30 protein-coding genes are annotated in these 25,981 nt (G+C 37.1%); 7 read left to right on the forward strand and 23 right to left on the reverse strand.

The window, feature by feature from the left end; genetic code table 11:
- Positions 1-28 precede the first annotated feature (28 nt).
- Positions 29-238: a YqgQ family protein gene (locus F4694_RS08505; RefSeq protein WP_179596794.1), complete on the reverse strand. Its 210-nt coding sequence runs from the start codon at positions 236-238 to the stop codon at positions 29-31.
- Positions 239-429: 191 nt separating this feature from the next.
- On the opposite strand from F4694_RS08505, the gene F4694_RS08510 reads away from it, so the two are divergent.
- Positions 430-1,260, forward strand: coding sequence for a hypothetical protein (locus F4694_RS08510; protein WP_179596796.1), 831 nt, complete (start codon positions 430-432; stop codon positions 1,258-1,260).
- Here the strand turns inward: F4694_RS08510 and F4694_RS08515 are convergent.
- The 16 genes from F4694_RS08515 to F4694_RS08590 form a co-directional block, all read right to left on the reverse strand.
- Complete coding sequence (locus F4694_RS08515; RefSeq protein ID WP_374757418.1) at positions 1,223-2,791, reverse strand: rhomboid family intramembrane serine protease; 1,569 nt, start codon at positions 2,789-2,791, stop codon at positions 1,223-1,225. The two genes, F4694_RS08510 and F4694_RS08515, sit on opposite strands and share 38 nt — an antisense overlap.
- Before the next feature lie 132 nt (positions 2,792-2,923).
- Complete coding sequence (locus F4694_RS08520; protein ID WP_179596800.1) at positions 2,924-3,130, reverse strand: hypothetical protein; 207 nt, start codon at positions 3,128-3,130, stop codon at positions 2,924-2,926.
- 57 nt (positions 3,131-3,187) lie between these two features.
- Positions 3,188-4,135 carry an L-lactate dehydrogenase gene (locus F4694_RS08525; RefSeq protein WP_179596802.1) on the reverse strand — a complete coding sequence of 316 codons (948 nt, stop codon included), beginning with the start codon at positions 4,133-4,135 and terminating at the stop codon, positions 3,188-3,190.
- A gap of 121 nt (positions 4,136-4,256) precedes the next feature.
- Positions 4,257-5,048 carry a DUF92 domain-containing protein gene (locus F4694_RS08530; RefSeq protein WP_179596804.1) on the reverse strand — a complete coding sequence of 264 codons (792 nt, stop codon included), beginning with the start codon at positions 5,046-5,048 and terminating at the stop codon, positions 4,257-4,259.
- A complete protein-coding gene (locus tag F4694_RS08535; protein ID WP_179596805.1) occupies positions 5,045-5,611 on the reverse strand; it encodes a 5-formyltetrahydrofolate cyclo-ligase in 567 nt (188 codons plus the stop codon). The genes F4694_RS08530 and F4694_RS08535 overlap by 4 nt, the downstream gene beginning before the upstream one ends.
- 58 nt (positions 5,612-5,669) lie before the next feature.
- Positions 5,670-5,819 carry a 50S ribosomal protein L33 gene (rpmG, locus tag F4694_RS08540; RefSeq protein ID WP_015594975.1) on the reverse strand — a complete coding sequence of 50 codons (150 nt, stop codon included), beginning with the start codon at positions 5,817-5,819 and terminating at the stop codon, positions 5,670-5,672.
- A 143-nt stretch (positions 5,820-5,962) separates the two neighbouring features.
- A complete protein-coding gene (locus F4694_RS08545) occupies positions 5,963-7,201 on the reverse strand; it encodes a glycosyltransferase family 4 protein (protein ID WP_179596807.1) in 1,239 nt (412 codons plus the stop codon).
- Positions 7,198-7,878: a DUF4912 domain-containing protein gene (locus tag F4694_RS08550; protein ID WP_179596809.1), complete on the reverse strand. Its 681-nt coding sequence runs from the start codon at positions 7,876-7,878 to the stop codon at positions 7,198-7,200. Before F4694_RS08550 ends, F4694_RS08545 begins: the two co-directional genes overlap by 4 nt.
- Before the next feature lie 206 nt (positions 7,879-8,084).
- A complete protein-coding gene (gene phoU / locus F4694_RS08555) occupies positions 8,085-8,744 on the reverse strand; it encodes a phosphate signaling complex protein PhoU (RefSeq protein ID WP_179596811.1) in 660 nt (219 codons plus the stop codon).
- Between the two features lie 12 nt (positions 8,745-8,756).
- Positions 8,757-9,557: a phosphate ABC transporter ATP-binding protein PstB gene (gene pstB, locus F4694_RS08560; RefSeq protein ID WP_179596813.1), complete on the reverse strand. Its 801-nt coding sequence runs from the start codon at positions 9,555-9,557 to the stop codon at positions 8,757-8,759.
- Between the two features lie 26 nt (positions 9,558-9,583).
- Positions 9,584-10,462, reverse strand: a complete 879-nt coding sequence (pstA, locus tag F4694_RS08565; RefSeq protein ID WP_179596815.1) for a phosphate ABC transporter permease PstA — start codon at positions 10,460-10,462, stop codon at positions 9,584-9,586.
- A complete protein-coding gene (gene pstC / locus F4694_RS08570) occupies positions 10,462-11,427 on the reverse strand; it encodes a phosphate ABC transporter permease subunit PstC (RefSeq protein WP_179596817.1) in 966 nt (321 codons plus the stop codon). The genes pstA and pstC overlap by 1 nt, the downstream gene beginning before the upstream one ends.
- 61 nt (positions 11,428-11,488) lie before the next feature.
- A complete protein-coding gene (locus tag F4694_RS08575) occupies positions 11,489-12,451 on the reverse strand; it encodes a PstS family phosphate ABC transporter substrate-binding protein (RefSeq protein ID WP_179596819.1) in 963 nt (320 codons plus the stop codon).
- A 237-nt stretch (positions 12,452-12,688) separates the two neighbouring features.
- On the reverse strand, positions 12,689-14,788 hold the full coding sequence (locus F4694_RS08580) for a peptidoglycan D,D-transpeptidase FtsI family protein (RefSeq protein WP_179597115.1): 2,100 nt from the start codon (positions 14,786-14,788) through the stop codon (positions 12,689-12,691).
- Positions 14,789-14,996: 208 nt separating this feature from the next.
- Positions 14,997-16,214 (reverse strand): MFS transporter, encoded by a 1,218-nt coding sequence (locus F4694_RS08585; RefSeq protein WP_179596821.1) that lies wholly within the window; start codon positions 16,212-16,214, stop codon positions 14,997-14,999.
- A 108-nt stretch (positions 16,215-16,322) separates the two neighbouring features.
- Entirely contained in the window at positions 16,323-16,931 is a 609-nt protein-coding gene (locus F4694_RS08590; protein ID WP_179596823.1) for a superoxide dismutase, read from the reverse strand.
- A gap of 281 nt (positions 16,932-17,212) precedes the next feature.
- Between F4694_RS08590 and F4694_RS08595 the strand changes: the two genes are divergently transcribed.
- Positions 17,213-17,908 carry a Crp/Fnr family transcriptional regulator gene (locus F4694_RS08595; protein WP_179596825.1) on the forward strand — a complete coding sequence of 232 codons (696 nt, stop codon included), beginning with the start codon at positions 17,213-17,215 and terminating at the stop codon, positions 17,906-17,908.
- Between the two features lie 37 nt (positions 17,909-17,945).
- Here F4694_RS08595 and F4694_RS08600 read toward each other — a convergent pair whose 3' ends face one another.
- Positions 17,946-18,428 carry a DUF456 domain-containing protein gene (locus F4694_RS08600; RefSeq protein WP_179596827.1) on the reverse strand — a complete coding sequence of 161 codons (483 nt, stop codon included), beginning with the start codon at positions 18,426-18,428 and terminating at the stop codon, positions 17,946-17,948.
- 145 nt (positions 18,429-18,573) lie between these two features.
- On the opposite strand from F4694_RS08600, the gene F4694_RS08605 reads away from it, so the two are divergent.
- The 3 genes from F4694_RS08605 to ispG all read left to right on the forward strand — a co-directional run bounded on the left by F4694_RS08605 (position 18,574) and on the right by ispG (position 20,990).
- The gene (locus F4694_RS08605; protein ID WP_179596829.1) at positions 18,574-19,353 is read left to right on the forward strand and encodes a DUF1189 domain-containing protein; all 780 of its coding nucleotides are present in this window, start codon (positions 18,574-18,576) and stop codon (positions 19,351-19,353) included.
- An 87-nt stretch (positions 19,354-19,440) separates the two neighbouring features.
- Positions 19,441-19,770, forward strand: coding sequence for a LysM peptidoglycan-binding domain-containing protein (locus tag F4694_RS08610; RefSeq protein WP_179596831.1), 330 nt, complete (start codon positions 19,441-19,443; stop codon positions 19,768-19,770).
- Positions 19,771-19,886: 116 nt separating this feature from the next.
- Positions 19,887-20,990, forward strand: a complete 1,104-nt coding sequence (gene ispG, locus F4694_RS08615) for a flavodoxin-dependent (E)-4-hydroxy-3-methylbut-2-enyl-diphosphate synthase (RefSeq protein WP_306073827.1) — start codon at positions 19,887-19,889, stop codon at positions 20,988-20,990.
- A 105-nt stretch (positions 20,991-21,095) separates the two neighbouring features.
- Here the strand turns inward: ispG and F4694_RS08620 are convergent, their stop codons facing one another.
- A complete protein-coding gene (locus F4694_RS08620; RefSeq protein WP_257029176.1) occupies positions 21,096-21,596 on the reverse strand; it encodes a DUF4190 domain-containing protein in 501 nt (166 codons plus the stop codon).
- Positions 21,597-21,705: 109 nt separating this feature from the next.
- Between F4694_RS08620 and F4694_RS08625 the strand changes: the two genes are divergently transcribed.
- Positions 21,706-22,296, forward strand: a complete 591-nt coding sequence (locus tag F4694_RS08625) for a hypothetical protein (protein WP_179596833.1) — start codon at positions 21,706-21,708, stop codon at positions 22,294-22,296.
- 76 nt (positions 22,297-22,372) lie between these two features.
- Here the strand turns inward: F4694_RS08625 and F4694_RS08630 are convergent, their stop codons facing one another.
- From F4694_RS08630 to F4694_RS08640, 3 genes are read right to left on the reverse strand one after another with little or no spacing between them, the layout of a single operon-like run.
- Positions 22,373-22,783, reverse strand: a complete 411-nt coding sequence (locus F4694_RS08630; protein WP_179596835.1) for a Fur family transcriptional regulator — start codon at positions 22,781-22,783, stop codon at positions 22,373-22,375.
- Positions 22,780-23,643 (reverse strand): metal ABC transporter permease, encoded by an 864-nt coding sequence (locus tag F4694_RS08635; protein ID WP_179596837.1) that lies wholly within the window; start codon positions 23,641-23,643, stop codon positions 22,780-22,782. Before F4694_RS08635 ends, F4694_RS08630 begins: the two co-directional genes overlap by 4 nt.
- Positions 23,640-24,419 (reverse strand): metal ABC transporter ATP-binding protein, encoded by a 780-nt coding sequence (locus tag F4694_RS08640; protein ID WP_179596839.1) that lies wholly within the window; start codon positions 24,417-24,419, stop codon positions 23,640-23,642. Before F4694_RS08640 ends, F4694_RS08635 begins: the two co-directional genes overlap by 4 nt.
- Before the next feature lie 170 nt (positions 24,420-24,589).
- On the opposite strand from F4694_RS08640, the gene F4694_RS08645 reads away from it, so the two are divergent.
- Complete coding sequence (locus tag F4694_RS08645; RefSeq protein ID WP_179596841.1) at positions 24,590-24,844, forward strand: DUF2624 domain-containing protein; 255 nt, start codon at positions 24,590-24,592, stop codon at positions 24,842-24,844.
- Between the two features lie 229 nt (positions 24,845-25,073).
- On the opposite strand, the gene F4694_RS08650 is transcribed toward F4694_RS08645, so the two are convergent.
- Complete coding sequence (locus F4694_RS08650; RefSeq protein ID WP_179596843.1) at positions 25,074-25,967, reverse strand: deoxyribonuclease IV; 894 nt, start codon at positions 25,965-25,967, stop codon at positions 25,074-25,076.
- Positions 25,968-25,981: the final 14 nt, after the last annotated feature.

Here is a 25,981-nt window from a genome sequence, read left to right on the forward strand (position 1 = left end):
TTAAGTGCAGGTTTGACATTGTTATCACCTATCTTTTTTCTTCTTCTTCTCTTAAGAATCTTATTTCATGTCTTAAAATTAACAATGCAGTCGAGTATTCCCTTGGTTCTATAAGCTTAGCTTGATACAAATCACTTAATTCTGACTCCATTAATTCAAGGTCAGCTAATCGATCACCAATATAAATAACCGTTCCATATTGCTTTAATAATTGTTGAACATCATAAATCGACTTCATTTCATTTAGCCCTCTTACCTAAAGATTAAGAAACATTACATGTAAAGTATACCGTAAGCCCCTGCCACCCTCAAGACGTTCTTATAAAGCAGCCATGTTCATAAAAAAATCCAGCATGTCCGTCTAGTTGTTCCCATAACATAATATAACTGTAATTCTCCATTAATAGTAAAAAAGAAGGATGCGATCAGATGAAAAAAATCTATTTGGTATTAGGAATATTAATACTCACTATTCTAGCTTTTGGCATCTATCAGTATACTAATCCGAAGGCACAGGAAAGTATTACGTACTTCCCTATTGACCCAAATGTAACCTTTAAAACAGCACAGACGAAACTTACAGTAATGAACCAAGCCAATACTATCCTTTGGAAAGAACATTCTACGCTCGATCGTAAAGCTTACTTAAGACAGGATGCAGCTCTGTTATATGCAAATGGCCGCCTACTAGAGACATTATGGAATTGGAAACAAAATACAGCTGTACTCGAGCAAGAGAGAAGAATCAAGTTGGATAAAAGTACATTTTTACAAGCGATTACTTTTCACCATGCGGAACTTCATGAAAAAGAAGATAAAATTTTCAGCTCACATGAAACGTCTTCTGATCAAATTTACTTTATTACAGATACTCCAGATCAAGAAAAAAGTAAAAAGCAACTGGATCAACAGACCGAAAGAATGCTGCAGCTAAGCTGGAACAAAGGACTGCGCCATTTTGCAATAAATTTGGTAAACTATCATGCATTCCCCCTCAGCCAATTCAATCAACTAGCAAAGGATGTATTGCCAGGTTTTACAAAATCAGAGACTGGTGCCATTGTAGGTAATCTTTGGGAGGGTTTATATAAAAACTATATTTTAGGTATAAAAAAAGCAGACGGTACTAGTGAAAATCCCAAAGGCAGTACCCTTCCGCTGATTTTAATTGCGACAGATAAAACTCATCTATTGGTTTTAACAGAAACTGCTTCCGGGGAGTCTATTCTCCTTCGGCAGAGGATGGGAGCAGTCGATTAAGTTCGTCAGCCAATTCAGAGTATTCCTTTTGACTTGGTTTTATTTCTGCTGCCTTTTCAGCATTTTCTCTTGCATTCGATATGTCATTTTCCTCCAAATAAATTAATGCAAGATTGTAGTATGCTTCTGGTAAATCTGGATCCATTTCTATCACTTTAAGGAGATGTGATTTCGCTTCCTTTAGATCACCAAGCTTAATTTCAATAAAAGATAACGCAAAATATACCTCTGCAGATGGTTTATTGGATTCTGTGTAAGTCGTTAATACGTCATATGCTTGTTCATAATTCTCCTGCTTAATATATTCTTGAGCCAACATCATAGTGGAGCTTTCATTACCACCTGTTGCAGAATGTCGGAAACCATAGAATAGAGAACCGTAAAGAATAGCTGCAGATACCAACAAAAACAGAAGCTGCAAGAATGGCTTTTTCTTTTTAGGAAAATGCAGTATTCCTGCTGCAAGGAAACCACCGGCTAATCCACCTAGATGTCCGGCGTTGTCTACAATGGAGACGGTAAAACCAAATATTAAGTTAAAGACAAGAACAGTTATGACACTTGATCCCATTGTTCGAAAGAAAAGTTTCGGATAAATAAGGGCAAAATAAAGCAATGCTCCAAAACAGCCAAAAATTGCGCCGCTTGCTCCTGCAGAAATATTTGGGCTAAAAATAAAACTAGCAATAACCCCTGATATACCGGCAAATAAATAGATAAGGAAAAAACGAACACTTCCAAAGATTCTTTCTACAGCTGGACCTAAAAAATAAAGTGCTAAGGTGTTCATGGCTATATGTAAAAAGCCTATGTGCAGGAAAATGGGTGTAATGAATCTCCACCATTCTCCATCATATATATATGGATTAAATTTTGCCCCAAATTTAATGAGTGTGGAAGTATTTGTACTCCCCCCTTGAAGTTCTAACAATAAAAAAACGGCCACCTGGATAATCATAAAAAAGTATGTAAAAAATGGCTTCCCGTTCGTAAATATTTCTTTTTCCTTTTTTGCCATCTGTATCGCAAAATTTAACGTTGCTTTCTTTTGAGCATTGACATCTTCTTCTGAATACTCTTCACGTATGGGAAAGTAAACTTCCCTTTCTAGCCTAGTTGATAATGATTTAAATCCTGACTCATATTGATCACTCGTTACTAGTACTGAACTAACACTTGTTTTGTTACCCCGAGGAAAAATAAACGGTCGTTCCAACCGATATTCGTACTCATCCACAGGAGGAAATTTACTAATATAAATACTTAAAATTGAAAGCTCCCCATGCCCAAGCTGTTTTCGAATTTTTTCACCATTTGAGGCTGTAAATTCTATATCTCTTTGCATGGAGCTGCTCCAATCTAAATCCTGCCGTAATAACCGAACGATTGGAACTTTTTTGTTTTCAATTTTTTCCAGCCATAATTCTTTTTGATTTTCAAATAATTGAATGATACGGTAGCCTTGCTCCGAAATGAAGAAATAGGCTAATCTCCAATAGATGTAATCTTCTCTACTGTTCAATACCCCCACTACTTTCGACTATATTTTGTATCCATTTTTCACTAATTTATTTCATTATAAACGAAAAACAAGCTTAATACTGACTAAAGAAGATGATATGATAGGCATTTTTATTACAAAACAAAAGACCATCTGTGGTTTTCACCTTTCAGATGGTCTTTCAGTTGGTCCTCCAAATACAGTCTGCATCATTTTGTTTTTCACACCTGGAAAGCTCATGATTGAGCCTACGGCAATCCGGCGCATCCAGCCGGATCTTAGCATTAAATTAATAATTCGATACCTGAAGCGGAATACAAAATAGCCAATTGACCCAATCATAAAAATGGATGTCAACATTCGAGACATTATCATCCCTCCTACCCATAGTTTGTGAGCGGAAGACAATTATTATCCATCTCTTTTTTAGAACTTATTTAAAACAGGATCCATTGTTTCCTTTAATACTTTTACGGAGTTTGAGAATTTTTCCTTTTCTTTTTTATTCAGATCTAGTTCAACGACCTCTCTGATTCCACCGCGATTTACCACTGCTGGTACGCCAATATAGATATCATTATGACCGTACTCCCCATCTAAATAGGCAGAAACAGTTAACACTGAATTTTCATCACGTAATATCGCTTTTGTTAATCGCACAAGTCCCATTGCAATTCCATAATAGGTGGCACCTTTTCGTTCAATAATGTGATACGCTGCATCTCGGACATTGATAAATATATTATCAAGGTCCTCTTGGTTCGTTTCATGCTTACTTGTCCATTCGGATATTTTCATTCCGGCGATATCTGCATGGCTCCATACTGGAAGTTCTGTGTCTCCATGCTCTCCAATAATATAGGCATGAACGTTACGGGTATCAACGTCATAATACTGCCCCAATAAAAAGCGGAATCGTGCTGTATCTAAAATGGTCCCCGAACCAATTACACGTTCCTTTGGAAGCCCAGAAAATTTCCATACTGCATATGTTAAAATATCAACAGGATTGGTCGCAACAAGGAAAATTCCATCAAAACCACTTGCCATAATTTGTTCAACGATCCCTTTAAAAATATTTGTGTTCTTCTCTACCAGGTCAAGACGCGTTTCACCAGGCTTTTGGTTTGCTCCAGCCGTAATGACAACGAGGTCAGCTTGATCACAATCTGCATAGCTTCCATACCAAATTTTTGTTCTGGAAGGGGCAAATGGCAACCCATGATTTAAATCCATTGCATCCCCTTCAGCTTTAGCTTCATTTAAATCTACTAGGACTAATTCTTCTGTTATTCCTTGGTTTAATAGCGCAAAAGCGTAGCTTGAACCAACAAAACCAGTTCCAACCAGAACAACTCTATTTACTTTTACCATAAAATTTCCTCCTCTAGGCATAGTGGTTATATTAATATATTGTGTACTCTAATATTGTACAATAATTCACAACTATTTATTAGTTTTTACGGAGGATAGAAACCCTTGTCCTCCTTGAAGACTAGTTTGTTATAAAATAGATAACCATCATTGCCAATAGTGCTGCAATTGACCCTGACAAAAAATTTACCATATCATTATCCACCAAGTGATGCCCTTTTATTCTGTTGGCTGTTGTTTGGCAATGAACTTTTTTCTCTGTTTCAATTCCACAAATAGTGCAAATGTAAACCTGTTGATAATAAGCACCCAATAAAGTATCAATGATATTACCGAAAAAGCCGAACAAAAAAATGACGAAGAAATGGAATATTTGTAAATCAAAAAGCCAAGCTCCCGTAAAAGCAATTAGCATGGAACCAAAAGTTGCAGCAATAGTCCCTAATGAACTGACTGCTCCTGATGTTCCTTTTTCAGTAGGCTTAAAGGTACGTATGTATAAGGGTTTTCTCTTGCTTAAGGTACCAATTTCTGATGCCCATGTATCTGAATTGGAACTAGCTAGGCAAACGATAAATCCAATCAGCCAAACTAAGTCTTGCTGAAAATAATAAATAATGCTGATTAATGCAGCAGAACCACCATTGGCTAGCACCTGACGCCAATCTCTAGTTGCTCCCTTTGCTAATTTTTCTTCAACTTCTTTTTTTGCTGAGCTTTTATATTTCGACCATAGACTGGATGTTATAAAGAATAATCCAAGAAGAAGAAGCCCTTTTACACCAAAACCGAAGAAAACAGCTACTCCTACTAATACTGCAGCAATGGCGCCATTACTACTTAATGAACGCTCCCGATAACCCACAAAACCACCTAAAATGATAATTAAGATCATGATTATTGTTTGAATCATTTTATTTTTATTACCTCATCATTTGTAATAATCTTCGAGACTGGAATATCATGTGTTTCAATAGGAACTTGTGGAATAACTTGGAAGTGAAATGCAAGAGAGAGTGTTTTTCCGTTATACATTGTTAAATAGCGATCATAGTACCCTCCGCCAAAACCAAGCCGAAATCCCTCTCTTGTATAGGCTAAACCTGGTACAAATAAAAGATCGATATCCCCAGGCTCTACCACAATGGTCTCTTCTATTATCGGTTCGAGTAATCCATAAAAAACGGATTCAAGTTGCGAAAATTCAGTTATTTTTCGAAAAGTTAACGTCTTGTCATTTGGATTGCATTTTGGAATCACAACCTCTTTTCCTACTTCCCAGGCTTTCCGGATTATTTGATATGTATCGACTTCAGGTTCCTTCGAGATTGTAATCCCAATTACTTGGGCATTTAGCCAATCTGGATCAATATAGAGAGTATTAGCAATTTTAGTGGAATAATGTTCATAATAAGGTTTCGAAAGCAGCGTTAGTCGCTCTTTCATTTCTTTACGAATAAGCTTTTTTTCAGACATATAGATCAGGATCTCCTTATTTTTTTACAACAAAAAAAGCAGCAGGAAGCCCTACTGCTTATTTTGTTTCACGGTGTGCTGTTGTACGCTTTTCTCTTGGGCAATATTTCTTAAGCTCAAGACGATCAGGGTTGTTACGTTTATTTTTTGTTGAAATATAGTTACGATCTCCACACTCAGTGCAAGCTAACGTAATATTTACACGCATGTCAATTTCCCTCCAAACGATTAAGCTAGTTCGTTCATACGACTTTTCTATAATATCATTTTTCAAAAGGAAATGCTAGTTGTTTTTTAAAAGGTGATTTTTCCACCGAAATTACGCTAACCCGGATATTTATAATATCGAGTCTATCTCGCCTTTTCGCTCATATTTACCCTCTTATTTAATAGAGTATCTTCCATCACATTAACTGTTTGAGAAGCAATTCGCTTCCATCCATATAAACTCTTAACTATTTTCATTCCTTTAATACCTATATCTTTTGCTGTTTGAGGATCTTGCAATAAGAAATCAATATTATGAAGGAGACTATCCGGATCACCTGGAACCATTAGCAAGCCAGTTTGCCTATCCATCACAATACCTTTTAGTCCGCCGGTTTCTGAAACAATGGTTGGTTTGCCAAGAATCATTGCTTCTAGAGCCACAATGCCAAAGGGCTCATATAAACTAGGAAACACAGCAAATTCACTATTGACTAATAGTGCATTCCTTTGCTCGTCCGTAACATAGCCAATAAAAGCGATGTGATGATCTAATTGTTTTTCTGTCACCATCTTCCGATATCTTTCAAGCATAGGACCTTTGCCAGCAATAACAAAATAAATATCCTGTCCCTTATCCTTTGCAGCTTGTGCCGCTTCGATTAAAGTCTCAAACCCTTTTTCCTTTACGATTCGGCCGACTGAAAAAATATACTTCCTATTCTTAATGAATGGGTAAATTTCATTTGGGGCGACGACAACATCACTTTGTTCGATACCGTTTGGAATAATGGTCATTTTTTTGTCTGAGAGATGGAAGTTTGCTAAAAGTTCTTCTCTCATATAATTGCTGCATACAATTACTTGATCTGATTCAGTAATTAGCTGAAGTTCTTTTTCATGGATGAACCGCTGCATGTCTGTATAAATTCCATTATTCCTGCCATGTTCAGTCGCATGAATCGTTGATAATAATGGAATCGACAAGACTTCTTTTAACGTAATTGCAGCAGTTCCTACTAGCCAATCATGAGCATGGACGATATCAAACTTTGTATCTTCTGCTATTATTTCACTTTTAAAACTCATTGCTAGATTCAGACCAGCAATCCAAGAGAGAAAATCATTGTCATGGTTGTTGAGTGGAGTCACTCGATGGACATGTACACCATTCATAACCTCGTAAGTCGAGAGAGCGCCATTCCCAGCGGTCACCACATGCACCTCGTGACCTTGCTCAGCCAAATGAACGGATAGACCATAGACATGCCTAGAGAGCCCGCCTACAACGTTAGGAGGGTATTCCCATGTTAGCATTAGTATTTTCAATTGCCAGTCATAGGAATGTTTCTGGGACATTTCAGGAATTAAATTATCGCTCATTTGTTCAGCTCCATATTTTTTGATTCTCCATAATAACTATAGGTACTTACATGATCAATCCATTTAGGGGAATTTTGATCAATTTGTTGATTGTGAACTAAATTATTAAAAATTTCACTTCCATTTACATTTCCTAATGGCGGGGTTTGAACTGAATTTGAGCGTAGGACTGGAAAAAAATCATTTTCCTTAAGTTTAACACCTAATTCGGCTACATAACTCCGATTTGCTGTGAGTCCTTTGATAAACCAATGCCCCTTATGATAGGGTACCGCGATATCATAGTAATGATGTGCATTTGTTCCCGTGAAAATGATATCTGTAACATCATAAAGTCTCACGATATGGACCAATTCCTCAACTTTTTTGTTATAAAATAAAGAAATGACATTCTCGGGAATCTTCGATGCTTCCCAATAGACGATGACCTTACTTGGGGTAACGAGTTTGACTTGAAGTTCACCTTTAGCCGGAGAATAAACAATCGGTGGCTGTTCGTAAAAGTTGTCTTCCTTTCGGTTTTCCTCTTCCACAACATATTCTTCTACTTGATTTTCTTGACTGTTAACATACTTATTCCATCTATACTGTACTCTTCCAACCGTAGTATTTAGTTGTGAGGCGATTTTTCGGAACGATAAACCACCCTCTCTTAGTTTTATAATTTCTTCAATCATTGTTCTCCTCCATTCTGCAAACACATATATGCAAAAGTAATCAAAATATTCTTTCATGGATAATCTTTATGGTAACATCGGTAAGCGAACTGTACAATAAACGTATTTTGTCGTATTTTGTTACTCCAAAAAGTGACATTTTTCTCAGGATATAAAAAAAAGATGAGACAAATAATGTAGTCTCATCTAAGGTGAATTATTATTTTTTACTCATTTAGTTCAAAACGTTTACCAGTTACTAGGTAAATGACATTTTCTGCAATATTAGTTGAATGGTCAGCAATTCTTTCGATAAACCGGCAAACAAATGACAGTTGGATAATCTGGTTCGTTGCATTAGGATTCTCTGGGACCATGCTGATTAGTTCATGTACCAAACTGCCGAACATATTATCAACAACATCATCTTTTTCAGCACATTTTTGTGCCAGCATTACATCTTCGTCTACATATGCCTTAACAGACATAGTTACCATTTCAAGTGCATGGTCCATCATTTTGGGAATGTCACGAATTTCTTTAAAGTGCTTTTCTTGACCAATATGGATCGCTGCTTTTGCTATATTAACTGCCATATCAGCCATTCGTTCCACTTCTGATGAAACCTTTAGAGCAACATTTAGTGTTCTCAAATCTTTGGCGACGGGTGATTCTCTTGCAATCAAAAGCAATGCTCTATCATGAATTTCATGTTCCAAGTCGTCTATTTTATCATCACCATCAATAACCCGATTAGCTTTTTCAATATCGTGATTTATAAGGGCACTTAGTGAATCACGAACGGCAGTCTCCGCTAAACTTTCCATTTCTAAAAGTTTTTCTTTTAAATCCGTTAATTTACTATCAAATTTTGACCTAGTACTCATCATTTCACCTCATCATCCAAATCTTCCTGTAATATAGTCCTCGGTTCTCTTATCTTCAGGAGTAGAGAAAATTTTATTAGTTTCTGAAAATTCTATCACTTCTCCATTTAAAAAGAAAGCAGTTTTCTTAGATATACGTGCAGCCTGCTGCATGTTATGAGTAACGATAATAATACTAAATTCCTTCTTCAATTCCTGTACAAGTTCTTCTACCTTTAATGTTGAGATTGGATCTAGTGCAGAGGTAGGCTCATCCATCAAGATTACGTCTGGTTCAATCGCAAGACAGCGTGCAATACAAAGTCGCTGTTGCTGGCCACCAGATAGTCCGTAGGCATTTTGATTAAGACGGTCCTTTACTTCATCCCAAATCGCAGCCCCTCGTAAACTCTTTTCAACAATCTGATCTAAGATTTTTTTATCACGGATACCATGTATTTTTGGTCCATAAGCGACATTTTCATAGATTGATTTTGGAAATGGATTCGGCTTTTGGAACACCATTCCAACCTTAGTTCTTAATTCTTCTACTTGGTAGGATTTATCGAGGATATTTCTCCCTCGATAAAGAATTTCCCCAGAGGTTCTCACACCTGGTACTAGTTCAATCATACGATTTAATGTCTTAATATACGTTGATTTTCCGCATCCTGAAGGTCCGATTATTGCCGTAACTTCATTTTCCATAATATCTAGATTTATTTTCTTCAGCGCTTGATTTTCACCATACCATAAATCTAAGTCACTTGTTTTATATACAATTTTTTTTTCTTGTAGATTGACAATTTTTGCAGTGGCTGTTGATGTCTCCATTATAGTTTGCCTCCCTATTTCTAACATTAATATCTTTTTTGGAATTTATTTCGAATTAACACAGCGATTGAATTCATGATAATTAACATCACAAGTAAAACGATAATACCTGCTGCAGCTAAAGCATGAAACTCTGCTTGAGGACGACCTGTCCAATTGTAAATTTGTAAAGGCAGAACGGTAATCATATCAAAAAATGTTTTTGGTAAAAATGCAAGGAACAAAGGCATACCAAGGACAACAAGCGGCGCTGTTTCTCCGATTGCACGGGAAAGAGCCAAAATTCCGCCAGTTAGTATACCTGGAATAGCAGCAGGAAGAACAATACGAACAATTGTCTGCCATTTAGTAGCCCCCAGCCCAAATGACGCCTCTCTTAATTGATTGGGCACCGCGCGAATCGCTTCTTGTGAAGCCACAATAATGACAGGTAAAACAAGTAAGCTCATGGTAAGGCCTGCAGCCAGAACGCTTGTCCCAAATGCTAATGCCCGAACGAATACTGTTAAACCAAGTAATCCGAAAACAATAGAAGGAACACCAGCTAGATTAGAGATATTAACTTTAATAAAATTTGTTATCGCATTCTCTTTTGCATATTCTTCGAGATAGATGGCAGTACCCACACCTAGCAGTAATGAAACAGGTGCAACTACAGCCATAAGCCAAATTGTTCCAATTAACGCAGCATAAACACCAGCGTTTTCAGGCTTCCTTGAAGGAAGACTTTGCAAAAATTGCAAATCTAAATAGCCAAGTCCTTGAGAGAATATCCGATATAATAATACTCCTAATATTAATAAAACAAACATGGTTAAGGCAAAAAATATCCATTTTGAAATTGAGTTTTTAGATAATCTTGGTTTCATCCGTTTTACAACGGATTCATGATTAATTAAATTCATTAATATTCCTCCCTAAAACGACGGGTGATATATTGTGCTAATAAATTCATCACCAATGTAAAAACAAATAACGTCATACCAACTGCATAAATACTATAGTATATCGTCGTACCATAACCAGCATCACCTTGGCTGACTTGGACTATATATGCAGTCATCGTTTGAATAGAGCTTGTCAAATTCCATTCAAGATTAGGTGTTGAACCACCAGCAACTGCTACAATCATCGTTTCGCCGATTGCGCGTGAGATACCTAATACGATAGAGGCAATAATCCCTGAAATCGCTGCTGGCAATACGACTTTTATAGCTACTTCAAATTTAGTAGATCCTAGTGCTAGTGCACCTTCACGCATAGCATTTGGAACAGAAGTCATCGCGTCCTCTGAGAGAGAAGCTATCATTGGTGTAATCATGATTCCTATAACAATACCAGGACTTAGAGCATTAAATATTTCAAGGGATGGAATGATTTCACGTAAAATAGGAGTAACAAAAGTTAGCGCAAAAAATCCATAAACAATCGTTGGAATTCCAGCTAACACTTCTAATATCGGTTTAATAATTCTGCGAGATCGATCTGATGCATACTCACTCAAATAAATGGCTGAAGCAAGTCCGATTGGAACAGCAACAATAGCAGCAATTACAGTTACCTTTAAAGTTCCCATTACTAAAGGCAGTATACCGTATGATCCATTGGTATCAGAAAAAGGATACCACTTTTTAGCTGTGAAAAATTCCTTAATCGATACAGCATCGAAAAATAGAAATGTTTCAAAGATGAGCGTAAGAACAATACCAATTGTGGTCAAAACCGAGACAGCTGCCGTGAGGAATAAGATATATGGCATTATTTTTTCTGTAATTCCACCAGCACTCTTCTTTTTTTTCTTCTCTTGTATCATTTTCTGAACCGAGAAGGAATTCGTGTTTTGAGTTGCCAAATTGAAAACCCCTTTCATTCCAATGACAAGATGAGAAGCACATTTACCGCGCTTCTCACCTATAAAATTATTCTAGATCTTACTTAAGTGTTTCTAAAGTATCGAGCTGCTTTGTATACTCTTCTTCAGGTAATTTTACATATCCGACATCTTCAGATAATGTCGCAGCATTTTCTAATAGGAACTTAACGAAATCATACACTTCTTCTTGATCTTTAATAGCAGTGTTCTTCACATAAGTGAATAACGGACGTGATAGTGGAGCATATTCTCCAGATTCAATTGTTTCATTTGTTGGCTCAACAGGACCTTCTCCGCCATCAATTTTAACAATTTTTAAAGTATCTTTGTTTTCTGCATAGTAAGCATAACCAAAGTAACCAATAGCATTTTTATCACCTTGAACACCTTGAACTAGCGTATTGTCATCTTCAGAAAGAGTTGCTTTTTCAACAATCGGTTTTCCATCAAGAATTACTTCATCAAAGTAATCGAAAGTTCCTGAATCTGTTCCAGGAGAGTATAATTTAATTTCTTCAGCTGGCCAATCAGGATTGATATCAGACCATTTTTTTGTTGTTCCATCTTCGATCCAAATTTTCTGTAAGTCTTCGATTGTTAAGCTTTCTACCCAATCATTGTCTTTATTTACGACTACTGAAAGTCCATCATATGCTAATTGTACTTCAGTATAATCAATACCTTTTTCTTTAAGTGCCGTTGCTTCTTCATCTTTAATAGGACGTGAAGCATTGCTTAGTTCAGTTTCACCTGCGATAAAAGCTTCAAAACCGCCTCCAGTTCCAGATGATCCAACAGAAACTTTAACATTCGGCTGTGTCATGCCATATTCTTCAACGACTGCTTCCATAATTGGGAAAACTGTAGATGAACCGTCTATTTTAATTTCACCTTGAAGTTGCTTTACTTCTTCGCCAGCTTGTTCTTTGTTGCCTTCAGTTCCTTGTGCACCACAAGCTGCTGTAATAGCTAGCACACCAGTCATCATTGCGGTTAGTGCTAATTTCTTAAAGCTTTTCATTACTTAATTCCCCCTAAGAAAATTGGTTTGTTTAATCGTTGTTCGTTTTCCTTACAAGATTAATAATATACTCCTTCTGTAAAGCTTGTTTTAATGAATTGTAAAGGTTTTGTAAATCTATGTTCGACTTTTGTAAATCATAAATAAAATCAACTTTACTGATAGCATATTCAATTATTAAAAAAACTATCAAAAAACACCTGTCTTGAGTTTCAAGACAGGTGTTTTGGAAATTAATTATTGATTATTTTGTTGTGTATCGGTATTTTCAGTCGTACCTTCATTTTGATTAACAACATTTGTACCATCAGTTTGAGTTTGTTTTTTTAGATTAAAATAGGTATCCATAACCCTTCTGCCAATAATATTGGCTGTAGCTGGACCACTGTTCCCTTGGTATGCCCATGGAACTAAAACAGCCATTGCCACCTCTGGATTATTAGACGGTGCATAACTTATAAGACTCAAATTCATTACCTCAGGCGGTATTTTCCCAAATTTCTTTCGCTCTGGGCCATCATAAAACGCTTGAGCCGTACCTGTTTTACCTGCAGGACTGTAATCTACACCCTTAAAGGAACTAACACCGGTACCATCGCCTACTTGCATAACCATTCTAAAGCCTTCCTGTACTCGATCAATCCATTCATCCTTACCATCGATTCGATTTAAAATCGTAGGTTCAATTTCTTGAACAATTGGACCTAATTCGTTATTCTCTAGGACTGGTTCACGAATTTCCTTTACTATATGAGGCTGTACTCGATACCCGCCGTTCGCAATCGTTGAAACATATTGTGCTAATTGCATAACTGTATAGGTATCATACTGACCTATCGCCAAGTCAAGAAGCAAACCAGGCTGCTTCAACGGTCCGGCATAACCAGTACTCTCATTTGGAAGGTCAATTCCGGTTTTTGTACCTAGACCAAATTGACTGAATGATTGACGCATCGTGTCAAAAGCAGTTACGTCTAGTGGAAGTGGCTTATTCGGTGCATATTGTCCACCTGCCATTTCAATTACTGTCTTCCACATATAAACGTTTGATGAAACCTGAAGGGCCCTAAGGTCGTTAATACTTCCAAAGTTCTTCCAAGAAGATTTTGGAGGTGTATTTTTTATCAATAAAGGTGAGTCATATTGGGTCGATCCTGGTTGGATTGCCCCGGTATTATAACCGGTCAATATCGTTGCGCCTTTAACAACGGAACCAACGTTATAAGAAGTGGTGATGTTTCCAAGAGCAAAGTCACGCATTTCTTGTTTATTTGTCTCATTATCTTTAGCAATTTGTTTACCCGCCATGGTTAATATTTCACCAGTGTGGGGGTTCATTAGAACAACAAAAGCACGGTCTAAAAGAGCAGATTTAGAATTTTGCTTTGCATTCCAAAGTTCTTCTTCAATGATTTTTTCAATTTCAAGCTGCAGATTCATATCAATTGTTAGGACAAGATCTTTTCCGCGCTGTCCTTCGGAAACCACTTCAGTGGACAAGATTTTGCCCGCTTTGTCGGTAACATTTTTCACTTTACCTTTTTGACCATGCAGGACATCTTCATATTGAAGCTCAATATAGCTTTTGCCGACCCGGTCATTTCGGCTATAATCACGAGCAAGGTATTCTTCTAGTTTATCTTCAGGTAAGCCTTCATCAGAAGAAGTAACATTACCAAGTACGGTTTTTAATGTGTTTCCGAAAGCATAATATCGTTCCCAATCTGTAGTCGTATCAACTCCAGGCAGACTTTCTAAGTTTTCACTAACTACAGCAAACTCTTCAGGAGTGACATTTTCATTTTTTACAATTTGTTGCGTTAGAGCATATCCACTATTAAATTCCCTAAATATCGCAAGTGTTTCTAGATCTTCTGTAGTTAGACTAGCTAGGTCATCCTTTTTAATCCTTTTTAACTGCAGATTATAAATTTCTTTATCATCTAGTTCTTCTTGTTCGTATAAGTCCCATTCTTTCTTTGTAATTTTTTCTTTTGCTTTCTCAGGGTTTTTTAATATCCAAAAATCCTGTTTATCACGTTCACGAATTTTTGAAATATCTTTATCAATCAGCTGTGCCAAAACTTCAGCGGTTTTGAGCATTTCTTCTTGGCTTGTATCCTGAAATTTTGTATAGGTGATCGCATTTAACGGTGTATTATCTACAATAACTTTCCCGTTCCGGTCAAACATTTTTCCCCGAGGCACCGGGTTGTTAACAGTAATATCTTCCGTTCTTTCGATTTCACGTTTAAAATCCTCTCCGTAAACAATTTGGACTAAACCTAAACGCAGGATAAGAACAGAAAACAGCATAAATATAACGAAGAAAAGCATGTTCAGGCGAAAATTGACATGCGGCTTCTTTTTCTTTTTAATAACCAAGTTTCTCACTTCCTTGTCAATTCGACATGATAAGCCTTATTTTAGCGGAAAACCGCCGTACTTTCTATGAAAAAGACTTTCCAATTGACAACATCCAACAAAACACTCAAAAAATATGCAAATAAAAAAACACGATGAGTAAAAAGTATTACTCATCGTGTCACGCCGCAGGTAATTGGACTCGTCTTACAAACAAATAAATCAGCGAGTGTCCAGCACCTAAAAATAATAGCAGAATTGGAATGCTTTGCTTTTCATTAAACCAAGTAACTGCTGCTAGAAAGGACAGTATCGAAACGATTCTCCCCAGATTAATATAGATTTCACGGACCACTATATACTCAATTCTCATTTCGGCCGCTTTCCAAGCAGACCCAATCACATCATATGTAGTGGACATGTATGGTACAAGCAAAATAGGATAAGCAATGGCAATCATCGCTGCGTAAATTAAAAGTTTAACATAATTAACATCCCAGACGATAATCAAAACAGCTATATAAAGGATAATACCACCAATAAGTATTGCCTTTTTTCGCCTGTTTTTTTTAATCAACCGGGATGCAGCATAATAGGCAATGAAGGAAATTCCGGAGTTAATCAACCCGAAAGTGCCTAGAGCAAGCTCACTTCCAGTGGAAATGTAGACCAGTACCGAGATAATAAATAAAAATGTCCCTTCTCTAAGTCCTTGAAAGAAATTCGCATTTGTAATAAGCCGCCAGTTTTCGTTTTTCTTTCTTTCTGCTAATATCCTTCTAAAATCATACTTGCCATTTGCAGGACGTGGTTTTAATGAAAAACTTAAGAATACGGCAAGTGCAAAGAGAGAAAGTGATATTCCAAATACAATCGAATACCCCGTAAACTTTTCAAAACGAGTAATAATAATTCCAGCAGCAATAGGGCCAATCATCCCGCCTGTTGAAGATAATATTCCTAAAAAGCCGTTAAAAAAATCTCTTGTTTCAGGTTCAGTTATTTCAAATGTCAGAACATTATAAGCCAGCCAATAAAATCCATATCCAACTCCAAGCAGGCTTCCTAAAAGTAATAAGTAGGTTGAAGCATTTTTACCAGTTATTAAAACCATCAAATAAAATATCGCTAAAAAACTGACTCCAATTCGTAACACCTTAACGCGATCAATCTTTTTCGCCCATCTGCCTGCTAGGATGAAGGTTAAGGGCTGTAAAATAACAATCGAAAGGTTATAAAGCGCAAGGTCTGAATATTCTCCCGTTTGTTTCCATAAATAAATATTCACAAAAGTATTTGATAGTGAAACACTTAAAGAATATAAACCACCAATGATTAACAGCAAGGATAAATCTTTTGTTAATTCTACGTCACCTAAAAACTTAAATTTTTTCGCCATAGTAACTCCCCTTTGTGATAAGGGTTATTCTTTAACAAGGAGGGAGCCTTTATACGAAAAAATAAAAAGACAGCTGAAAAAATCAGCTGTCTTTTAATGTAATTATTATTATTTCGCTGCAGTGTAACGTTTTGAAACTTCATCCCAGTTAACAACATTCCAGAAAGAAGAGATGTAATCAGGACGACGGTTTTGATAGTTAAGGTAATAAGCATGCTCCCAGACATCAAGACCAAGGATAGGTGTTTTACCTTCCATTAAAGGTGAGTCTTGGTTTGGTGTGCTTGAAACTTCTAATTCACCATTATTAACAGACAGCCAAGCCCAGCCTGATCCAAAACGAGTAGTTGCTGCTTTTGCAAACTCGTCTTTAAAACCTTCAAAGCTGCCAAACTTATTGTTAATTGCGTCAGCTAGCTCACCAGATGGTGCACCGCCGCCATTTGGTGCAAGAATTTGCCAGAATAATGAGTGGTTAGCGTGACCGCCGCCATTATTACGTACAGCAGTTCGTGCTGCTTCTGGAACTGCATCTAGGTTAGCAATAACTTCTTCAACTGATTTAGCTAATAATTCATCATTGCCTTGTAGAGCATTATTTAAGTTTGTTACGTAAGTATTGTGATGTTTTGTGTGGTGAATATTCATTGTTTCTTTGTCAATGTGAGGCTCTAGCGCATCATAAGCGTAAGGTAATTGTGGTAATTCAAATGCCATGGTATTTCCTCCTATGTATACAAAAGTTTTTTAGCCTTAAAGATATGTCTAAAATCAAAACAATTTTAGAATATTCCTAAAGCTTTGTAGCTTAAGATTATCAAAGAAAGTGTTTTCTTTCAAATAAAAAGCTCAGTGCTCCTAACAAATATACAATATCCTTCCAAGGAAAATTTTATTCATTATTTTTAATAGTTTTCAATAAATTGTCATGTTTCGACTGGTGATAGATTGTTAATACATGATTAAATCAAATTGAAGGGTATAAAGGAGATGGTTATATGCTAAAAAGCAGTTTTTCCATATATAGTTTATTAGAACAATTTTTTCAGAAAACAGAACAAATTATAAAAGTAAAAGCAGGAAGTGTTCTTTTTCAGGAAAAGGACTCGGTTGAATATGCATACCTATTGCTCAGTGGAACAGTCGCATTAGGGAGAGTACACATGAGCGGGAAGGATTTTATATTAAAAATATTAAATAGCAGTGAAATGATTGTTGAATATCAACTATTTAAATCTAATCCTCACTATCAGTTTTATGCAAAGACCCTGTCAGACAGCGACATTCTTGCGATCAAAAAAGAGCAATTTGAGGATTTTATTAGGAATGATCCAGATGCTATGAATGCTTTTGTATCCTGGTTAAGCACTAGCTACCTAAAAGCACAAATGAAATGCCAGGATCTTATCATGAACGGAAAAAAAGGCGGTCTCTATTCTATTCTCATTCGTCTTTGTAATACCTATGGTGTGATGACAGAGGATGGTATTCTTATTGACCTGCCACTAACACATCAGGAACTTGCCAATTTAACCTTCGGAACTAGAGAGGTCATTCAACGTGCTTTAAAAGAATTGCGGGAAAAAGATATCATTTCCTATGATCAGCAAAAGTTCACGCTAAAGAATATCAGATATCTAAAAGAAGTAGTAGACTGCCAAAACTGTCCCTATGAAATTTGTGGCGTAAATTAAATAATCCTCCTCATGACCTGAGGAGGATTATTTCCATTTAAAAAACAACTAATAAGAAGTAAACAATCATGAGGGTTTGGATGATTGCTTTCGTTATGACACTGCTAATAAATCCTACAACAGACCCAAAACCGATTTTTAAACTGTTCTTGAAATCCCGCTTATTAACCAGAAGCTCTGCTCCTACAGCGCCAATAAACGGCCCAACAAGAATTCCCAGAAACGGAATAATGAATGGCCCGACTAAAAGTCCTATTGTACTCCCCCATACGCCAGCCTTTGAACCACCGTATTTTTGTACCCCAATCATATTGGCAATATAATCTGCGACAAACAATAGGATAATAAAAAAACTTTGAATCACCCAAAAGAACCACCCGAAAGGTTCAAATGAAAAAAAGACACCATATAGAATATATCCGGCTAAAAGAAACAAAACACTTGGGATTATGGGATATACCAGACCGACAAACCCAATGATAAAAAGCACTATAATGATTGACCAATAAACGATCTCCATGATTTCTCCATCCTTTTGAAGTTTTAGTTCTTACCTTCTTACCTTATACGCACATCTCTCCAATTAGTTTCATAATTCATCATTCTTGTTTATATCAGCTCCTAAAGCTACAATAGAAGGGTGAAACTTTATTAAGGTGGTAATTATGAATATTTTCAAGCAATTTTATAAAAGTATTTATTCTCCAAAGGATATTGCTTCATTCCGTTTTCAAGGGATTGGAAAAACCATTTTATATGTGTTTTTTCTTACCTTCTTATCCATTTTGCCAGCGATTTTTTACTTAAATACAATGCTTAATGCGGGAATTGAAAGTACTAAATCAGTCATAAACGATGATATCCCCTCTTTTACGATAGAAAATGGAACCCTTTCTGCCGAGACGGATGTACCTATAACCATTGATAAAGGCGATTTCTCCATCATTGTAGATCCAACTGGTGTAATTACAAACGAGGATGTGGAGGACAAGGGAAATGCCATCGCTTTGCTGAAGAGCGAAATTACCGTCGCAGCAGCTGGAAGAATTGATTCCTATTCCTACTCTATGATGGAAGGTTTAACACTTACGAAAGAAGATTTTATCGATATAGTTGATACCGTTGATGGGATGAAGGGAATCATTATTCCTGTAATTTCGATTTTTATGTTTCTTGTATCAAGTGCCGTAAGCTTCATCGAAGTGTCAATTCTAGCTTGGATTGGTTTATTATTAAAAAATCTTGCTGGCAGAAGTATTAGTTATCGCCACCTATGGAGAGTGGGCGCCTATAGTGTAACGCTGCCAACGGTTTTCTTTACGATTATGAGCGCCCTTAATACACCTGTACCAAATAGCTTTTATATTAATTGGTTTGTTGAGATCATCATCTTATTTTTAGCCATAAAGGAAATTCCAAATGAAAAAACAAATATTGAGAATTAAACGCACCCCTTAGGTGCGTTTTTTCGTTCTATATAGAAGTGGACAAGCATAGGAATGTACAAACATTCCCTTTTGGAGGCCTATCCCATGAAAAGAATTTGCCTTTTTTTATTTGGACTTCTTACTATTTATGTAATATATATTGATTTAACAGCAGGGACTCTGCCGAAAGAGGAAACCCAAAAAACAGAGCCAACGGTTGCGACAATGACCAACATTAACAATTCAATGGACTCTTTTGAAGCTGAAGTGGAACCCGGTGAAACCTTGATATCAATAGTAGAAAATCATATAAAAAAGCCGTTACCTGTATCAATTGATGAACTCATTGAAGATTTTCAAAGCTTAAATCCTGGTTTATCTCCAGAAAAGATTCAAATTGGCTCCACTTATGAGTTTCCTGACTACTCTAAATAGGGAGACAAAAGCGTCTGTCTTGTCAAGATTGGCAAAGGACTGATAAAATAATAGGTGCATGTTTAAACTAACTATTATTCGAATCCAATTTGAAGGAGCGAATTTCCTTGAGTGAAATTACACATCGTACGAAAACCCGTCCCGTTAAGGTTGGTAACTTAACAATTGGCGGAAGTAACGAATTATTCATACAAAGCATGACCACTACTAAAACACATGATGTGGAAGCAACCGTTGCTGAAATCAAACGTCTAGAAGAAGCTGGCTGTCAGATTGTCCGTGTTGCTTGCCCGGACGAAAGAGCAGCAAATGCGATTCCTGAAATAAAAAAGAGAATTAATATTCCTTTAGTAGTTGATATTCATTTTGATTATAAATTGGCGCTTAAAGCCATTGAAGGCGGCGCCGATAAAATTCGGATTAATCCAGGAAACATCGGAAAAAGAGAAAAAGTAGAAGCAGTTGTGAATGCAGCCAAGAAACGCGGAATTCCAATCCGCATTGGTGTAAATGCAGGCTCGCTCGAAAAAAGAATACTCGAGAAATACGGTTATCCTACTGCTGATGGAATGGTCGAAAGTGCTCTCCATCATATCAAAATCCTTGAAGACCTGGATTTTCATGATATTATTGTTTCCATGAAAGCTTCAGATGTTAACCTTGCAATTGAAGCTTATGAAAAAGCTTCAAAGGCATTCGATTATCCTCTGCACTTAGGTATTACAGAATCAGGTACTTTATTTGCTGGTACTGTAAAAAGCGCGGCAGGACTAGGAGCAATTATTAGCAAAGGTATTGGTAATACACTCCGTATTTCCTTAAGTGCTGACCCAGTTGAAGAAGTTAAAGTTGCCAGAGAGCTTTTAAAAGTATTCGGTCTCTCATCGAATGCTGCAACGTTAATTTCGTGTCCAACCTGTGGCAGAATTGAAATTGATTTAATCAGTATTGCCAATGAAGTGGAAGATTATATTTCAAAAATAAAAGCGCCAATTAAAGTAGCAGTTTTAGGATGTGCAGTAAACGGACCTGGTGAAGCCAGAGAAGCTGACATTGGTATAGCAGGTGCACGTGGTGAGGGCTTACTATTCCGTAAGGGTGAAATCGTTCGTAAAGTTCCGGAGGACCAGTTAGTCGATGAATTGAAAAAAGAAATCGATCAAATTGCTGAGGAATATTTTCAGAAAAAGGCATTAGAGGAAGCAGAAGTAACCAAATAAAATCATTAAGAAACCCGGCAAAGCTGCCGGGTTTCTCTTTTAGTCTAACCTATAGCGCTTAGGCACTATAACTTTTCTTTTTGCCCCTACATTTGCAAGCTGCTGTTAAAAGAACGGCAGGATAAAGATACCGACGATAATCGAAATGGCACCTATCCCGATTGCCCACGCGCCAAGCCCCTCGGCTCCTCGACGTCTGGCAACGAATCCTAGCACAATACCTGCTGCACCAAAAAGAATCGGCATTACAAACAGTGATAAAATAGATAACGCTAAAGCAGCCCAGCCCATTCCTGTACCAGCATTAGTGCCAGCCCCTGAAGCATTCGTTGATTTTTGCTGGGACGATGGTCGGGTTATAGGAACAGGCGCTGCAATTTCAGCAGCTGTTTCTTCTTTATATTCTGAAGAGTTTGTACCAGCATTAGTACCCGTGCCGGCCCCTGAACCATTCTTTGATTTTTCCTGGAACGATGGTCGGGTTACAGGCACTGCAATTTCAGTGGCTGTTTCTTCTTTATATTCCGAAGAGCTATTTGTACTATTTTGGTTAGATTTTGGACTTGGGAGATACCCAGCCACTTTCGTGTCTTTTTTATCTTCCATCCGAATCCCTCACTTTCAGTAATAGGAGCATTAATTATTGTTTGTAACTTTCATCATTTTAGTATGGTAAAATAAAGTTAAAAAACTTGGCAGTTGAAGGTGACTACATATGAGGAAAAGATTTGGAATTGATATTGATGGGACCGTAACGTGCCCTTCTGCACTTATACCCTTTATTAATGAAGAATTTGGGCTTAACCTTACCCTAGACGATATTATTGAATATGACTTAAATAAGGTTGTTAACGTTCCAGATGAAGAATTTTCTAAATGGTTTATTGAAAAAGAACCACTTATGTATGAAAAATCTCCACTTGCTATGGGTGCTGAAAAAATCCTAAACAAATGGAAAAAAGAACATGATTTATTTTTCATTAGTGCACGTGGTCCAGAACTTTTGGAAAATACAAAGACCTGGTTTAAAAAAAATGGGTTGTATTATCACCATATTGAATTAATTGGTTCACATGACAAGGTTGCATCAGCTAAGTATCACAATGTAGATGTTTTTCTTGAGGATAAGCATGATAATGCAGTCATGATTCATGAAGAGTGTAACATCCCTGTTCTTTTGTTTAATACGCCTTATAATCAAGACCCGATTCCTAATGGTGTTATCCGAGTTAATAATTGGTATGAAGCTAATGATTGGGTGAAAAATTGGCTTGAGAAAAGTAAGAAAAGCATGGCTTTGTTATAAAGCCATGCTTTTCTTATTTTGTCTGTCTAGCTACAGCGCCTAGCCTGTCGCCCCTGTGCGAGGCGCTGTAGCTTTTCTAATGACATTCAGGACAACGTCCATAAATTTCGAATTTGTGTCCAGAAATATCATACCCTTTTAAATCCTCACTTAAGCTGTTCATTGGGCAAGTTTCAATTTCTTTTGTCTTACCGCAATCCATACATATAAAGTGGTGATGATGCTGGTGGCGTGAACAGGAAAATCGAAAATGCTTTTCACCAGATAGTTCCGTCATTTCAAGAATTCCCATTTTAACAAAAAGAGAAAGATTCCGATAAATGGTATCAAAGCTGAGCCCTGGATAGTCTTCCTTCAATTCATCTAAGACATCCTTCGCTGTTAAATATTTATCGTTGTCCGCAAATAATTGAAGCATATCTTCTCTTTTTCCCGTTTGTTTAAATCCATTTTCTTTTAAGAATTGAATGGCTTCATTTACATTCATCCTGCTGCACCCCCTTGTGAAACGTGATTTTTAATCATTATTTTTTTGTAAACGATGGTAAATACTAAAATAGCGACTGCAATCATAACAATCGTTCCACCAGGAGCAAGGTCTAAATAATAAGAGCTGAACAGTCCTCCAAGAACGGCTATTTCTCCAAAAACAATCGATAAAAAGATTGTTTGTTTAAATCCTTTGGCAATGCGGATACTTGCTGCCACTGGTAACGTCATTAATGAAGAAACGAGCATGATTCCCACAATTCGCATAGAAGCGGCAATGACAAGTGCCACCATGATAATGAAGATAAAATGAATGCTTTTTGCAGCTATCCCAGAGGCTTTAGCGTGCTCTTCATCAAAAGATAATAAAAATAGCTCTTTATATAATAAAATGACCGTGATCACAACGACGATACTGATTACAAAAATAACCCATAAATCTGTACGGCTTACAGCAGAAACACTTCCAAATAAATAGCTATATAAATCCGTATTGAAACCATCAGCAAGGGAAATAAAGATGACACCCAGCCCTATGCCGCCTGATAAAATAATTGGGATAGCGAGCTCTTGGTAATGTTTGTAAACGCCCCGTAACTTTTCAATGAACAGTGAGCCCCCTACTGAAAAGACCATTCCTAAGTAAAGCGGATTTAAGCCACTTAATGCAACAAAGTATTTTTCAAGTAATAGACTGGCTGCAATTCCCGCCAATGTGACATGACTTAGGGCATCCGCAATTAATGAAAGCCGTCGCACAACGATGAAGACACCTAAAAGGGGTGCAAGGAATCCTATCAAAATTCCTGTCAGGAAGGCATTTTGTAAAAATTCATATTGAAAAATTCCTTGAATCATTTATAAACGCCTCCGTGGTCATGGTGATGGGAAAGAAGATGGACATCCGTCCCATAAAATTCAGACATCCCTTCACTGCGATGCTTTTCAAATTCACTCGTTTCGCCATGAAAATGTAAATGCTTGTTTAGACAAGCTACATGGGTCACTTTATCTGAAATGGTTCCAATGTCATGTGTAACTAAAAGGAGTGTAATCCCCCGCTGCCTATTTAAGTCTGCGAGCATATGATAAAATGAGTTTACATTCTCAGCGTCTACCCCAACCGTTGGCTCGTCAAGAATTAACAACTTGGGCTCACTCACAAGGGCACGGGCAATAAATACTCTTTGCTGCTGCCCCCCTGACAACTCACCGATATTTCGATTACTAAACTTCCTCATACCAACAGCTTCTAATGCTTCATGGACTTTTTGTGTATGTTCTTTCTGAAAAAAGCGGAACAACCCAAGCTTCTTTGTTAATCCACTAGAAACTACCTCAAATACTGTGGCAGGGAAACCGGTATTAAATGAATTGGCCTTTTGCGATACATAACCGATTTGCTGCCAATCTTTGAATTTACTTATGTCTTGTCCGAATAAATGGATTTCTCCCTTTTGTGGTTTTAATAGTCCTAAAATCAGTTTTAACAGCGTGGACTTCCCAGAACCATTTGGACCAACAATCGCCAAAAATGAACCATTTGGAACAGAGATGTTAATGTTTTCTAAGACTGTATCTTTTTCATATCGATAAGAAAGATTTTTTATTTCAATAATAGATTGTGATTTCATACACTCACACCTTAATTTTAAGAATCATTCCGATTTAACTTAAAGTAGTATACAATAGGAAGTTACTAATGTAAAGTCTTTACCTTTACAGGATTCTAATTAATTTCCTCTTTCCCATTTTGTAACACTCCATTTTCTCCCTTCATACAGTAGATGAAGGGGTGATGAGTGTGAAGATTTTTGAAACCGTCATAAATCATAAGATTAATACCATTACTGGTGATGAACTATTCAAGTATGCACAACAATTTAATATCGGAGTAAATAAGCAGCAAGCATATAAGGTTGCGCAGTACTTAAAAGGGAAAAATGTGAATATTTTTGATGACCGTGAAAGGTTGGCATTGATTAAAGAAATTGCAAAAATTGCAGGTCCTGAAGTGGCAAGAGAAGTGAATAAACTATTTGTTCAATTTACCAAGTAAAAATCAGGCTGTGTTATTAGGTCTGTTGATTTGCGCTCCAGGCACTTCGCTTTTCCGCGGGCGGTGCGGGGAGCCTCCTCGGCGCTGAAGCGCCTGTGGGGTCTCCCCTCCCCCGTCCTCCCGCAGGAGTCTTCGTGCCTTCCGCGCAAATCAACAGAGTGCCAAAATCAATAATTGGCTTAACACAGCCAGATTAAAAAAAGCTGTGCCCCAAAGCACAGCTTCTTTGTTACCCTTGTATTATCTTATCCAGCAGGTCTTCGTCAAACTTTTGTTGACGGAGCATTTCGATTTCGAATGCATAGGGCGGTTTTTTATTATCTTTATCTTCACCGACGAATGGTGTCTCAAGAATTTTCGGGATATCCTTCAGCTGAGGATGGTGAACGATATAATTCAGTGCTTTGAAGCCGATATGACCAAAGCCGATATTTTGGTGACGGTCTTTCCTCATACCTACAGCATTTTTACTATCATTGATATGAAGAACTTTTAATTTATCTAAACCAATAATCTTATCAAATTCATTTAACACTCCATCAAAGTCTTCGACTATGTTGTATCCTGCATCATGTGTATGACATGTATCAAAACATACCGAGAGCCGGTCACTATAGTTTACGCCATCCATAATCATCGCCAATTCCTCAAACGACTTCCCACATTCTGAACCTTTGCCTGCCATCGTTTCCAATGCTATTTGCAGCTGCTCTTTTCCGGTTAAAACTTCATTTAAGCCTTCAATGATTTTCTTTATACCGGCTTCCGTACCAGCACCTACATGTGCACCAGGATGCAATACAATTTGTTTGGCACCAATGGCCTCAGTTCTTTCAATTTCTGTACGTAAGAATCTTACACCTAGTTCAAACGTGTCAGGATTTGTGGTATTCCCGATATTGATAATGTATGGAGCATGGACAACAATTTCAGAAATACCATTGGCTTCCATATGCCTTCTACCATCTTCAATATTCAAATCCTCAATCTTTTTCCTTCTCGTGTTTTGTGGAGCGCCAGTGTAAATCATAAAGGTATTTGCTCCATACGAAACAGCTTCCGCACTAGCTGCCAATAACATTTTTTTACCGCTCATTGAAACATGGGAACCTATTTTCAACAAACCTCTTCTCTCCC

Origin of the sequence: Neobacillus driksii (genome assembly GCF_013409995.1) — a bacterium.
In the GTDB taxonomy this organism is placed as follows: Bacteria; Bacillota; Bacilli; order Bacillales; family Cytobacillaceae; genus Neobacillus; species Neobacillus driksii.